This window comes from Enterobacter sp. SES19, assembly GCF_011765665.1.
GTDB classification, from domain to species: Bacteria; Pseudomonadota; Gammaproteobacteria; order Enterobacterales; family Enterobacteriaceae; genus Enterobacter; species Enterobacter pseudoroggenkampii.
The window spans coordinates 1,115,683-1,129,787 of the sequence record NZ_CP050320.1; the positions used below are offsets into that span (position 1 = coordinate 1,115,683).

Genomic DNA, 14,105 nt, shown 5'->3' on the forward strand with positions numbered 1-14,105 from the left:
TCGACCGTTTTCGAGCACAGGTGCGCCTGGTCAAAGGTTAAACAATTGTTGCCTTGGCCGACTCGTTGCGCGCTGTGAGTAACACTGTTTTATTTAGGCACAAACCGATGACCGCAACTGCACAGCAGCTTGAATATCTGAAAAACAGCATCAAAAGCATCCAGGACTACCCAAAGCCTGGCATTCTTTTCCGTGATGTCACCAGCTTGCTGGAAGACCCGAAAGCGTACGCGCTCAGCATTGAACTGCTGGTCGAGCGTTATAAAAACGCCGGGATCACCAAAGTAGTAGGTACCGAAGCCCGTGGTTTCCTGTTTGGCGCACCGGTTGCGCTGGCAATGGGCGTGGGTTTTGTGCCGGTGCGTAAGCCGCGCAAGCTGCCGCGTGAAACCATCGCAGAAAGCTACGAGCTGGAGTACGGCACCGATCAGCTGGAGATCCACGTTGATGCGATCAAGCCTGGCGACAAAGTGCTGGTGGTCGACGATCTGCTGGCAACCGGCGGCACCATTGAAGCGACCGTGAAGCTGATCCGTCGTCTGGGTGGGGAAGTGACCGACGCGGCCTTCATCATCAACCTGTTCGATCTCGGCGGTGAACAGCGCCTGGAAAAACAGGGTATTACCAGCTACTGTCTGGTGCCTTTCCCGGGTCATTAATCCCGGTTTTCACAACCTCGCTCAATGGGTGAGGTTGTGATAGCATTCCCCTCCATAAATTCACCTTCCAGCGTTGCAGAGCCTGCCCATGAGTTATCAGGTGTTAGCCCGTAAATGGCGACCACAAACCTTTGCTGACGTTGTTGGTCAGGAACATGTGCTGACGGCCCTGGCGAACGGCTTGTCGCTAGGTCGCATCCATCACGCCTATCTTTTTTCCGGCACCCGCGGCGTCGGTAAGACCTCTATTGCCCGTTTGCTGGCAAAAGGTCTCAACTGCGAAACCGGGATCACCGCCACGCCGTGCGGCGTGTGTGATAACTGTCGGGAGATCGAGCAGGGGCGTTTTGTCGATCTGATCGAGATCGACGCCGCCTCGCGCACCAAAGTGGAAGATACCCGCGATCTGCTCGATAACGTGCAGTACGCCCCGGCACGCGGCCGCTTCAAGGTCTACCTGATCGATGAAGTGCACATGCTGTCGCGCCACAGCTTTAACGCACTGCTGAAAACGCTGGAAGAGCCGCCCGCGCACGTGAAGTTCCTGCTGGCGACCACCGATCCGCAAAAGCTGCCGGTCACGATCCTGTCGCGCTGCCTGCAGTTCCATCTGAAGGCGCTGGACGTTGAGCAGATCCGCGCGCAGCTTGAGCATATTCTTGATGAAGAGAAAATTGTCCACGAACCGCGCGCCCTGCAGCTGCTGGCCCGCGCGGCGGACGGCAGCCTGCGTGATGCGCTCAGCCTGACCGACCAGGCGATTGCCAGCGGTGACGGCAAGCTCTCCACCGAGGCGGTCAGCACCATGCTCGGCACGCTGGATGACGATCAGGCGCTGTCGCTTATCGAAGCGATGATTGCTGCCAACGGCGAACGCGTGATGTCGCAGGTGAATGCCGCCGCTGCCCGGGGTATTGAGTGGGAAGGGCTGCTGGTTGAGATGCTCAGCCTGCTGCACCGCGTGGCGATGCTGCAGCTTTCTCCCTCCGCCATTGGTGCGGATATGGCGACCATTGAACAGCGGATGCGTGAACTTGCCCGCACCGTGCCGCCTGCCGACGTGCAGCTGTACTACCAGACGCTGCTGATTGGCCGCAAAGAGTTACCGTTCGCGCCGGATCCGCGTATGGGCGTTGAAATGACGCTGCTGCGCGCGCTGGCGTTCCACCCGCGCATGCCATTGTCGGAGCCGGAAGTGCCGCGGCAGTCTTTCGCGCCGGTCGCCCCTACGGCTGTGATGTCGCCGCAGCAGGTACCACAGCAGCCGACGCCGCCACCGCAGCAAAACGTGCCGCTGTCGGATGCCACCAGTTCGGTGCTTGCCGCACGCAGCCAGCTGCAGCGTGCCCAGGGAGTAACCAAACCAAAAAAGAGTGAACCGGCAGCGCCAGGAAGAGCGCGGCCGGTTAACAACGCCGCGCTTGAACGACTGGCCTCGGTAACGGAGCGCGTACAGTCGCGTCCGGCACCGTCCGCGCTCGAGCAGAAAGCCCCGGTGAAAGAAGAGGCTTACCGCTGGAAGGCAACCACCATCACCGAAGAGGTGAAGGAAGAGGTCGCCACGCCGAAAGCGCTGAAAAAGGCGCTGGAGCATGAGAAAACGCCGGAGCTTTCCGCGAAGCTTGCCGAAGAGTCCATTGCGCGCGACGCCTGGGCCGCTGAGGTCAGCAAACTCCAGTTGCCGAAGCTGGTGGAGCAGGTCGCGCTGAACGCCTGGAAAGAGCAGGACGGCAATCAGGTGCGTCTGCACCTGCGTCCGGGCCAGCGACACCTCAATTCTCCTGGCGCGCAAAAGGCGCTGGCCGAGGCGCTCGCCACATTACAGGGCGCGCCGGTTGAATTGACTATCATTGAAGATGATAATCCGGCAGTGAAAACGCCGCTCGAGTGGCGCCAGGCCATTTATGAAGAAAAGCTCGCGCAGGCGCGCGAGGCGATTATTGCGGATAACAACATTCAGACCCTGCGCCGGTTCTTCGACGCCGATCTGGATGAAGAGAGTATTCGCCCCATTTGATCGTGAGTCTGACTTACGGTTGTAATCCTTAAACGTGAAAAAGAGAGAAGCCTATGTTTGGTGGAAAAGGCGGTCTGGGTGGCCTGATGAAGCAGGCTCAGCAGATGCAGGAAAAAATGCAGAAGATGCAGGAAGAGATCGCTCAGCTGGAAGTCACGGGTGAGTCCGGTGCCGGTCTGGTCAAAGTGACCATCAACGGTGCGCACAACTGCCGTCGCGTGGAAATCGACCCAAGCCTGCTCGAAGACGACAAAGAGATGCTGGAAGATCTGGTTGCAGCCGCGTTTAACGATGCCGCTCGCCGTATCGACGAAACTCAGAAAGAGAAAATGGCTTCTGTTTCCAGCGGTATGCAGCTGCCGCCTGGCTTCAAGATGCCATTCTGATGCAAACCAGTCCGCTGCTCACGCAGTTAATGGAAGCACTGCGCTGCCTGCCGGGCGTTGGCCCGAAGTCGGCGCAGCGCATGGCGTTTACGCTATTGCAGCGCGACCGCAGCGGCGGGATGCGCCTGGCGCAGGCTCTGACCCGCGCCATGTCAGAAATTGGTCACTGTGCGGACTGCCGTACCTTTACCGAGCAGGACGTGTGTAACATCTGTACGAACCCGCGTCGTCAGGAAAACGGTCAGATTTGCGTGGTGGAGAGTCCGGCGGACATCTACGCCATCGAACAAACCGGGCAGTTTTCCGGCCGCTACTTCGTGCTGATGGGGCATCTCTCCCCGCTGGACGGTATTGGTCCGGATGATATCGGTCTTGACCGCCTTGAACAGCGTCTTGAGTCCGAAACCATCAAAGAGGTGATCCTCGCCACCAACCCGACGGTGGAAGGGGAGGCAACCGCCAACTACATCGCCGAGCTGTGCTCGCAGTACGGCGTTGACGCCAGCCGCATCGCCCATGGCGTGCCGGTGGGCGGCGAGCTGGAGATGGTGGACGGCACCACGCTGTCGCACTCTCTGGCCGGACGTCACAAGATTATTTTCTGACCAAACGGAGGCTGCGCGCGCGGCCTCCGCTTGAAAATTTCCCCCCGTATCCCCATCTCTCACTCAACGTTTTAAAACCCCATTAAATGGCATTGTTGAGGTCGACATAGATGAAAGGACAAGAAACCCGTGGTTTCCAGTCAGAAGTAAAACAGCTTCTGCACCTGATGATCCATTCCCTGTATTCCAACAAAGAAATTTTCCTGCGTGAGCTGATTTCCAACGCATCCGATGCGGCGGACAAGCTGCGCTTCCGCGCGCTGTCTAACCCGGATCTGTACGAAGGCGACGGCGAGCTGCGCGTGCGCGTCTCGTTCAATAAAGAGAACCGCACCCTGACCATCGCCGATAACGGCATCGGGATGAACCGCGACGAGGTGATCGACCACCTCGGCACCATCGCCAAATCCGGCACCAAAGCGTTCCTCGAGTCCATGGGCTCGGACCAGGCGAAAGACAGCCAGCTCATCGGCCAGTTCGGCGTCGGTTTCTACTCGGCGTTCATCGTGGCGGACAAAGTCACCGTGCGCACCCGTGCGGCGGGCGACAGCGCTGAAAACGGCGTGCTGTGGGAATCCAAAGGGGAAGGCGAATACACCGTTGATGACATCACCAAAGCGGACCGCGGTACCGAAATCACCCTGCACCTGCGCGAAGGCGAAGACGATTTCCTGAACGACTGGCGCGTGCGCTCCATCATCAGCAAATATTCCGACCACATTGCCCTGCCGGTCGAGATTGAAAAACAGGAAGAGAAAGACGGCGAAACCGTGGTTTCCTGGGAGAAAATCAACAAGGCGCAGGCGCTGTGGACGCGCAACAAGTCTGAAATTAAAGACGACGAGTACAACGAATTCTACAAGCACATCGCCCACGATTTTACCGACCCGCTGACCTGGAGCCACAACCGTGTGGAAGGTAAGCAGGAGTACACCAGCCTGCTGTACATTCCGGCACAGGCGCCGTGGGACATGTGGAACCGCGATCACAAGCACGGTCTGAAGCTGTACGTGCAGCGCGTCTTTATCATGGACGACGCCGAGCAGTTCATGCCGAACTACCTGCGCTTTGTGCGCGGCCTGATCGATTCTAACGATCTGCCGCTCAACGTCTCCCGTGAAATTCTGCAGGACAGCACCGTCACCCGTAACTTGCGCAACGCCCTGACCAAACGTGCGCTGCAGATGCTGGAAAAACTGGCGAAAGACGATGCGGAAAAATATCAGACCTTCTGGAAACAGTTCGGCCTGGTGCTGAAAGAAGGCCCGGCAGAAGACACCGCGAACGTTGAAACCATCGCCAAACTGCTGCGCTTCGCCTCAACGCATACCGACTCCTCCGCGCAGACCGTGTCGCTGGAAGAGTACGTCTCCCGCATGAAAGAAGGGCAGGAGAAGATCTACTACATCACCGCCGACAGCTACGCGGCGGCGAAGAGCAGCCCGCACCTGGAGCTGTTGCGCAAGAAAGGCATCGAAGTGCTGCTGCTTTCTGACCGCATCGACGAGTGGATGATGAACTACCTGACCGAGTTCGACGGTAAATCCTTCCAGTCTGTGGCCAAAGCCGACGAGTCCATCGACAAGCTGGCGGATGAAGTGGACGAAAGCGCGAAAGAAGCCGAGAAGGCGCTGGAGCCGTTCGTTGAGCGCGTGAAAACCCTGCTGGGCGACCGTGTGAAAGAGGTGCGTTTCACGCACCGTCTGACCGACACCCCAGCCATCGTCACCACCGATGCCGACGAAATGGGCACTCAGATGGCGAAACTGTTCGCGGCGGCGGGCCAGGCGATGCCGGAAGTGAAATATATCTTTGAGCTTAATCCGGATCATCCGCTGGTGAAACGCGCGGCGGATACCCAGGACGACGCCCGCTTTGCCGAGTGGGTTGAACTGCTGCTGGATCAGTCCCTGCTGGCCGAACGCGGCACGCTGGAAGATCCTAACCTCTTCATTAAACGTGTGAATGCGCTGCTGCTGGCGTAATTAAACACCTGCCCCTCACCCTACCCTCTCCCCAAAGGGGAGAGGGTGTTCAAGTTCCCTCTCCCCTTTGGGGAGAGGGTTAGGGTGAGGGGGATCCCTCGCACCCTCCCAAATAATCTCCCCCCGTTAACCGTTTCAGCCTTCCTGCCTTCCTTGAGCGATGCCCGTTCTGGTGGTATTGTTTAGCGCTTTTGAAAAATTGAAACGACTTTTGAGGGGATTTTCGCAATGCGTATTATTCTGCTTGGCGCTCCGGGCGCGGGTAAAGGAACTCAGGCTCAGTTCATCATGGAGAAATACGGTATTCCGCAAATCTCCACCGGTGATATGCTGCGCGCCGCTGTTAAATCTGGCTCCGAGCTGGGTAAACAGGCGAAAGACATCATGGACGCAGGCAAGCTGGTGACCGACGAGCTGGTGATTGCTCTGGTCAAAGAGCGCATTGCTCAGGAAGACTGCCGTAACGGTTTCCTGCTGGACGGCTTCCCACGCACCATTCCTCAGGCTGACGCCATGAAAGAAGCGGGCATCAACGTGGACTACGTTCTGGAGTTCGACGTACCGGACGAGCTGATCGTTGACCGTATCGTTGGTCGTCGCGTACACGCTGCTTCTGGCCGCGTTTACCACATCAAATTCAACCCGCCTAAGGTTGAAGGCAAAGACGACGTGACCGGCGAAGAGCTGACCACCCGTAAAGACGATCAGGAAGAGACCGTGCGCAAGCGCCTGGTGGAATACCATCAGATGACCGCGCCGCTGATCGGCTACTACACCAAAGAAGCGCAGGCGGGTAACACCAAATACGCTAAAGTTGACGGCACCAAAGCCGTGGCTGACGTACGTGCAGAGCTGGAAAAAATCCTCGGCTAATCGCATTTCTCTCACCCGGGCCCTCCGGGTGAGAAATATTCTCATCTTACCTATTACAGCAATGGGTTTCGTTTAAACGCATTTCCGCTACAATTGACAACCTATCAAATGGTTAAGAGGCGTGAATGAGTCAGGCGAAAACCGGCATCCTGCTTGCCAATCTGGGCACCCCAGAAGCACCTACATCAGACGCGGTAAAACGCTACCTGCGACAGTTTTTAAGCGACACGCGCGTCGTGGATTTCCCGAGACTGCTGTGGTGGCCTCTGCTGCGTGGCGTCATTCTGCCGATTCGTTCTCCGCGCGTCGCCAAACTCTATCAGTCCGTCTGGATGGAAGAGGGCTCGCCGCTGATGGTTTACAGCCGTCGTCAGGAAAAAGCGCTGGCCGCCCGCCTGCCGGATATGCCCGTCGCGCTCGGCATGAGCTACGGCAAACCCTCCCTGGAAAGCGCGGTAGAATCCCTGCTGGCGCAGGGCGTGGACCATATCGTCGTGCTGGCGCTCTACCCGCAGTACTCCTGCTCGACGGTGGCCGCCGTCTGGGACGAGCTGGCCCGCATTCTGGCGACCCGCCGCCGCATTCCGGGCGTGACCTTTATTCGCGACTACGCGGATAACGAGCTCTATATCAAGGCGCTTGCCAACAGCGCGCGCGCGTCGTTTGAAAAGCACGGCGAGCCGGATCTGCTGCTGCTTTCCTATCACGGGATCCCGCAGCGTTTCGCTAACGAAGGGGATGATTACCCCCAGCGTTGCCGCGATACCACCCGCGAGCTGGTCTCCGCCCTTGGCCTGCCGCCGGAGAAGGTGATGATGACCTTCCAGTCGCGCTTCGGCCGCGAGCCGTGGTTGACGCCGTACACCGATGAAACCCTCAAAATGCTCGGCGAGAAGGGCGTGAAGCATATTCAGGTGATGTCGCCGGGCTTCTCGGCAGACTGTCTGGAAACGCTGGAGGAGATCGCGGTGCAAAACCGGGAATTTTTCCTGGAGGCTGGCGGCGAAAAGTACGAGTACATTCCGGCGCTTAACGATTCGTCTGAGCATATCGACATGATGGTCTCGCTGGTGACGAACAGCCGCTGATCGCACTCCGGGCCGGGTTTGTGCTACCATTCCCGGCCCATATTCTTCGTACAGTTCAGACCATGAAATTTCCCGGTAAACGCAAATCCAAACACTACTTCCCCGTCGATGCCCGCGATCCGCTCCTGCAGCAAATCCAGCCAGAAAATGAAACCAGCGCGGCGTGGGTCGTCGGTATCGATCAGACGCTGGTGGACATTGAAGCCAAAGTGGATGATGCGTTTGTCGCCCGTTACGGTCTGAGCGCCGGACATTCGCTGGTGATTGAAGACGATGTTGCCGAAGCGCTGTACCAGGAGCTGGTGCGCGAAAACCTGATTACCCATCAGTTCGCCGGTGGCACCATCGGCAATACCATGCACAACTACTCCGTGCTGGCAGACGACCGCTCGGTGCTGCTCGGCGTGATGTGCAGCAATATCGAAATTGGTGGCTATGCCTACCGCTATCTCTGCAACACCTCCAGCCGTACCGATCTGAACTACCTGCAGGGCGTTGACGGGCCGATTGGCCGCTGCTTCACGCTGATCGGTGAGTCCGGCGAGCGTACCTTTGCCATCAGCCCCGGCCACATGAACAAGCTGCGCGCCGAGAGTATTCCGGAAGAGGTGATCGCGGGCGCCTCGGCGCTGGTGCTGACCTCCTACCTGGTGCGCTGCAAGCCGGGCGAGCCCATGCCCGACGCGACCATGAAGGCGATTGAGTACGCGAAGAAATACAACGTGCCGGTCGTTCTGACGCTGGGCACGAAATTCGTTATCGCCGATAACCCGGAGTGGTGGCAGGCCTTCCTGAAAGAGCACGTCTCGATTCTGGCGATGAACGAAGAGGAGGCCGAAGCGCTGACCGGCGAAAGCGATCCGCTGCTGGCGTCTGACAAAGCGCTGGACTGGGTGGACCTGGTGCTCTGCACCGCGGGCCCGGTTGGGCTGTATATGGCCGGCTTCACGGAGGAAGAGAGCAAACGCAAGACCCAGCACCCGCTGCTGCCCGGCGCGATTGCCGAGTTTAACCAGTACGAGTTCAGCCGCGGTATGCGCCATCAGGATTGCATCAACCCGCTGCGGATCTACTCTCACATCGCGCCTTATATGGGCGGCCCGGAGAAGATCATGAACACCAACGGCGCGGGCGACGGCGCGCTGGCCGCGCTGCTGCACGACATCACCGCTAACGCCTACCACAAAACCAACGTGCCGAACTCCAGCAAGCACAAGTTCAGCTGGCTGACCTATTCGTCGCTGGCGCAGGTGTGTAAGTACGCCAACCGCGTGAGCTATCAGGTACTGAACCAGCACTCACCGCGCTTAACGCGTGGCCTGCCGGAACGGGAAGACAGCCTCGAAGAGGCTTATTGGGATCGGTAAATGTAAAAAGGCAACGTAAGTTGCCTTTTTTAATGTTTGTTCCCTCTCCCCGTGGGAGAGGGCCAGGGTGAGGGAATCAGACCGCACCAAACTTACCCCGTCACCGCCTCTTCAACCGGCGGTTTTTCCAGCAGCGTCAGCATGGTGTTAGCAATCTCGCGCTCGCCCATCACCACCTTATCTGCACCGCGCTCGGTAATGTACTCCACCTCGTCGTCATAGTGCGCCCGGGCGATAATCTCAATCGTTGGGCACTTCGCGCGTGCGGAAGCCACAATCTCACCCGCTTCATAGCCGTTAGGAATGGTCAGCAGCAGCCAGCGGGCGCAGTCCAGATGCGCCAGATTCATGATCTCTTCGTTCGCCGCATTGCCCAGCACCGCACGAATACCGCGCTCGCGCAGCTCGTCGACGCGGGTGCGTGAGGTCTCAATCACCACCAGCGGAATGCCCTGTGCCATCAGCTTTTCACCGAGCAGGCTGCCCACGCGGCCAAAGCCGACCAGCAGAGCGTGGTTGCAAATATCAACCGGGATCTGCTTCTCTTCTTCGATGGCCTCTTCGAGCGTCTGCTCTTCCAGCGTTTCGGTTTTATCGAGGTATTTTTCCAGCAGGGCAAACAGCACCGGGTTCAGCATGATGGAGAGGATCGCCCCCGCCAGCACCAGGTTTTGCCCCGCCTGCGGCAGCAGGTTCAGGGCCATGCCCAGACCGGCCAGAATAAAGGCGAACTCACCGATCTGCGCCAGGCTGGCGGCAATGGTCAGCGCCGTCCGCGGTGAGTGGCCAAACATCCGCACCAGGAAGAAGGCGGCAAGCGACTTACCAAAGATGATGATCGCCAGCGTGCCCAGCACGGCCAGCGGTTGATGGATCAGGACCATCGGGTCAAACAGCATCCCGACGGAGACGAAGAACAGTACGGCGAAGGCATCGCGCAGCGGTAGCGTATCGTGCGCCGCGCGGTGGCTTAGTTCGGACTCGTTCAGTACCATCCCGGCGAAGAACGCACCCAGAGCAAAGGAGACATCAAACAGCTCAACGGCACCAAAGGCGATGCCCAGCGCCAGCGCCAGCACGGAGAGGGTAAACAGCTCGCGTGAGCCGGTCGCCGCGCTGCGGGACATGATCCACGGCACCAGACGGCGGCCCACCAGCATCATGATGGCGATAAACGCCACAACCTTACCAATGGTGATGCCCATATCCAGCGCCAGCGAGGCGAAGCCGACGTTGTCTTTTTCCATCATCCCGGCGACGGCAGGCAGCAGTACCAGCGTCAGGACCATGACCAGATCTTCCACAATCAGCCAGCCAATCGCGATCTGCCCGCGCTGGCTGTCAATCAGCTGTCTCTCCTCAAGCGCGCGCAGCAGCACCACGGTACTGGCGGTTGAGAGACACAGCCCAAATACGATGCCGGTCATCAGCGACCAGCCCAGTACGGCCGAAAGCGCCATCCCCAGCAGCGTCGCCACCCCTATCTGGGCGATCGCTCCCGGTATGGCAATCGACTTTACCGCCATCAAATCCTTCAGGGAAAAATGCAGACCGACGCCAAACATCAGCAGAATCACGCCCAATTCCGCCAGTTCAGGTGCCAGTTTGGTATCCGCAACGAAACCTGGCGTGAACGGTCCCGCCAGAACACCTGCCAGCAGATAGCCGACAAGAGGAGAAATACGCAGTTTATTGGCAATCATGCCGAGGATAAAAGCGAGCACAAGTCCACCAACAATGGTGGTGATAAGCGGTGTGGCGTGGTGCATTCCGTCTCCTTTCGTTGTGGGTGTTCCTTTTTGGCGAAAACCAAAAAACCGAGTAATAGTTTATGACAATTTTTACCCTTATGTTTATGAATAATTGTTGAAGTTTGAATAAAACAGCAATATGCACGTAAAAAAGCGCATTTTGATAAATTCAGAGAGGGGATGAAGAAGAAACCCTTATGGCATCAGGGTGTCAGGTAGCCAAAGTAAAACTTTGGCTACCTGTAATTCAGGCTTTATGTCGGTTATCAGGCAGGAATATAGTTAACATCCCAAGAAGCGGCAGGAAAGCGCAGATTTTATAAACCAGGAAGATGCTGGTGTGATCCGCAACCATCCCTAACACCGCTGCGCCAAGCCCGCCCATGCCGAAGGCGAAACCGAAAAAGAGTCCGGAAACCATACCGATACGGCCAGGCAGCAGCTCCTGGGCATAAACCAGAATGGCGGAAAACGCGGAAGCGAGGATAAAACCAATAATCACGGTTAAAATCCCCGTCCATTCAAGGCTCGCGTACGGCAAAATAAGGGTAAACGGCGCCACGCCGAGGATAGAGCCCCAAATGACATATTTACGCCCAATCTTATCGCCAACAGGCCCGCCAATGACCGTACCGGCCGCGACGGCGAACAGGAAGGCAAACAGGTGGAACTGCGCGTTCTGTACCGATAATCCGAATTTTTGCATCAGATAAAAGGTGTAATAGCTGCTGATGCTCGCCATATAGAAGTATTTCGAGAAAATCAGCACCAGCAGCACAGAGACGGCCAGGATAACCTTATTGCGCGGCAGGGGATTAATAACCTTCGCTTTAGGTTTCCCTTTGTTCACGCGATGCTGCGCGGCATACCAGCGGCTGATTTGCGCCAGCACGATAATCGCCAGCAGTGCGGCCAGTACAAACCAGGCCACGTTGCCTTTGCCATACGGCGCGATGATCACCGCCGCCAGCAATGGGCCCAGGGAGCTACCAAAGTTACCGCCCACCTGGAAGAGCGACTGCGCCAGCCCGTGACGACCACCGGACGCCATCCGTGCCACGCGGGAGGACTCCGGATGGAACACGGACGACCCGGTACCCACCAGCGCGGCGGCGATCAGCACGGCTTCAAAACTCCCGGCCATGGCCAGCAGCACCAGCCCGCTTAAGGTAAAGCACATGCCAACCGGCAGCGACCACGGCATCGGGTATTTATCCGTCCAGTAGCCCACCACCGGCTGCAGCAGCGACGAAGCCAGTTGGAAGGTCAGGGTGATCATCCCGATCTGCACGAAGGTGAGTGAGAACTCAGACTGCAGCAGCGGGTAAATCGCCAGAATCAACGACTGGATCATGTCGTTGAGCAGGTGCGAGAGACTGATTGCGCCTAAGACTTTAAAGGAGGTGCGCGATGCAGGCGGCGACGCCGGCGCGCCCGGAGCGGGCTGGGTTGATTCACTGATTGCCATAGAGAGAAGTACCACGTCTTTAGTTATTAGAGATGCAGGGTGTAATTATTATCCGACTAACATACCCGCCCGGGACATTTGAAGAAAGTCGCAATTATGAAAACTTATTTGTCTATTCTTATTAGTCACTGTAATTTCTGCCTTTGTCTATTGGTCAGGGAGAGAGAAGATGAAGTTAATGAAGCGGGGCGTCGCGCTGGCGCTCATCGCGGCGTGGGGGCTGGTAAGCCTGCCCGCGCAGGCGTATGAAAAAGACAAAACCTATAAAATTACCATTCTGCATACCAACGACCACCACGGTCACTTCTGGCGCAGTGAATACGGCGAATATGGCCTGTCGGCACAAAAAACGCTGGTGGATGGCATTCGCAAAGAGGTGGCGGCTCAGGGCGGCAGCGTACTGTTGCTCTCAGGCGGTGATATTAATACCGGCGTGCCGGAATCCGATTTGCAGGACGCCGAACCCGACTTTCGCGGCATGAATCTGATTGGCTACGACGCGATGGCAGTCGGTAACCATGAGTTTGATAATCCGCTGACCGTGCTGCGTCAGCAGGAAAAATGGGCCAAATTCCCGTTCCTCTCAGCCAATATTTATCAGAAAAGCACCGGCGAACGCCTGTTTAAACCCTGGGCGCTGTTTAAGCGTCAGGATCTGAAGATCGCGGTCATCGGCCTAACCACTGACGATACGGCGAAAATTGGCAACCCTGAGTTCTTCACCGATATCGAATTCCGTAAACCGGCAGACGAAGCGAAGCTGGTGATTCAGGAATTGCAGCAAAACGAAAAGCCGGACGTGATTATCGCCACCACGCACATGGGGCACTACGACAACGGTGAGCACGGCTCCAATGCTCCCGGCGACGTCGAGATGGCGCGCAGCCTGCCGGCAGGCTCGCTGGCAATGATTGTGGGCGGTCACTCACAGGATCCGGTGTGTATGGCCTCGGAGAACAAAAAGCAGGTGGACTACGTGCCGGGCACGCCGTGCGCGCCGGACCGTCAGAACGGTATCTGGATCGTACAGGCGCACGAGTGGGGCAAATACGTGGGTCGTGCAGATTTCGAGTTCCGTAACGGCGAGATGAAGCTGGTCCACTACCAACTCATTCCGGTCAACCTGAAGAAGAAGGTCACCTACCCGGACGGGAAAAGTGAGCGCGTACTTTACACGCCTGAGATTGCAGAGAACCAGCAGATGCTCTCCCTGCTGACGCCGTTCCAGAACAAAGGCAAGGCGCAGCTGGACGTGAAGATTGGCACGCTCAACGGCCGCCTGGAAGGGGACCGCAGCAAAGTCCGCTTCGTGCAGACCAACATGGGCCACCTGGTGCTGGCGGCGCAAATAGCGCGCACCGGCGCTGACTTTGGCGTAATGAGCGGCGGTGGCATTCGTGATTCCATCGAAGGCGGAAACATCACCTATAAAGACGTGCTGAAGGTACAGCCGTTCGGCAACGTGGTGGTGTATGCGGATATGAGCGGGAAAGAGGTGATTGAGTACCTGACCGCCGTGGCGCAGATGAAGCCAGATTCCGGGGCCTATCCGCAGTTTGCCAACGTCAGCTTCGTCGCAAAAGACGGCAAGCTTAACGACCTGAAGATCAAAGGCGAACCGGTTGACCCGGCTAAAACGTACCGTCTGGCGACGCTAAGTTTCAACGCCACGGGCGGCGACGGCTATCCGCATATTGATAATAAACCGGGATACGTGAATACCGGCTTTATCGATGCCGAAGTGCTGAAGCAGTTCATCGAGCAGAATTCACCGATTGACGTGAATGCGTATGAGCCGAAAGGCGAGGTTAGCTGGCAGTAGTGCTGTGCGGCCTGATGCCCTCACCCCAACCCTCTCCCACCGGTAGAGGGCGCGAATACAAAAAACGGTAACGCCTGTTACCGT

General features: G+C 57.6%; 11 protein-coding genes and 1 other annotated feature. Of the genes, 9 read left to right on the forward strand and 2 right to left on the reverse strand.

Features of this window, described 5'->3' with window-relative positions:
- Positions 1-107 precede the first annotated feature (107 nt).
- From apt to GXP72_RS05260, 8 genes are all read left to right on the forward strand, one after another.
- Positions 108-659, forward strand: a complete 552-nt coding sequence (gene apt, locus GXP72_RS05225; protein ID WP_006176947.1) for an adenine phosphoribosyltransferase — start codon at positions 108-110, stop codon at positions 657-659.
- Positions 660-747: 88 nt separating this feature from the next.
- Entirely contained in the window at positions 748-2,676 is a 1,929-nt protein-coding gene (dnaX, locus tag GXP72_RS05230) for a DNA polymerase III subunit gamma/tau (RefSeq protein ID WP_208763569.1), read from the forward strand.
- Positions 2,006-2,070: a sequence feature (DnaX frameshifting element), on the forward strand. (Overlaps the previous gene by 65 nt.)
- Before the next feature lie 53 nt (positions 2,677-2,729).
- Positions 2,730-3,062, forward strand: a complete 333-nt coding sequence (locus GXP72_RS05235) for a YbaB/EbfC family nucleoid-associated protein (protein ID WP_003858972.1) — start codon at positions 2,730-2,732, stop codon at positions 3,060-3,062.
- Complete coding sequence (recR, locus tag GXP72_RS05240; protein WP_008499298.1) at positions 3,062-3,667, forward strand: recombination mediator RecR; 606 nt, start codon at positions 3,062-3,064, stop codon at positions 3,665-3,667. The genes GXP72_RS05235 and recR overlap by 1 nt, the downstream gene beginning before the upstream one ends.
- A 110-nt stretch (positions 3,668-3,777) precedes the next feature.
- Complete coding sequence (gene htpG, locus GXP72_RS05245) at positions 3,778-5,652, forward strand: molecular chaperone HtpG (RefSeq protein WP_024906853.1); 1,875 nt, start codon at positions 3,778-3,780, stop codon at positions 5,650-5,652.
- 228 nt (positions 5,653-5,880) lie between these two features.
- Positions 5,881-6,525 carry an adenylate kinase gene (adk, locus tag GXP72_RS05250; protein WP_006809841.1) on the forward strand — a complete coding sequence of 215 codons (645 nt, stop codon included), beginning with the start codon at positions 5,881-5,883 and terminating at the stop codon, positions 6,523-6,525.
- Between the two features lie 125 nt (positions 6,526-6,650).
- Positions 6,651-7,613, forward strand: coding sequence for a ferrochelatase (gene hemH, locus GXP72_RS05255; protein ID WP_208763570.1), 963 nt, complete (start codon positions 6,651-6,653; stop codon positions 7,611-7,613).
- A gap of 62 nt (positions 7,614-7,675) precedes the next feature.
- Positions 7,676-8,980, forward strand: coding sequence for an inosine/guanosine kinase (locus GXP72_RS05260; protein ID WP_047347244.1), 1,305 nt, complete (start codon positions 7,676-7,678; stop codon positions 8,978-8,980).
- A 92-nt stretch (positions 8,981-9,072) separates the two neighbouring features.
- Here GXP72_RS05260 and ybaL read toward each other — a convergent pair whose 3' ends face one another.
- Both ybaL and GXP72_RS05270 read right to left on the reverse strand, forming a co-directional pair.
- Positions 9,073-10,749: a YbaL family putative K(+) efflux transporter gene (gene ybaL, locus GXP72_RS05265; protein ID WP_024906856.1), complete on the reverse strand. Its 1,677-nt coding sequence runs from the start codon at positions 10,747-10,749 to the stop codon at positions 9,073-9,075.
- Positions 10,750-10,978: 229 nt separating this feature from the next.
- Positions 10,979-12,199: an MFS transporter gene (locus GXP72_RS05270; protein WP_208763571.1), complete on the reverse strand. Its 1,221-nt coding sequence runs from the start codon at positions 12,197-12,199 to the stop codon at positions 10,979-10,981.
- Between the two features lie 169 nt (positions 12,200-12,368).
- Here GXP72_RS05270 and ushA point away from each other — a divergent pair, with 169 nt between their 5' ends.
- Positions 12,369-14,021, forward strand: coding sequence for a bifunctional UDP-sugar hydrolase/5'-nucleotidase UshA (gene ushA / locus GXP72_RS05275; protein WP_024906858.1), 1,653 nt, complete (start codon positions 12,369-12,371; stop codon positions 14,019-14,021).
- Positions 14,022-14,105: the final 84 nt, after the last annotated feature.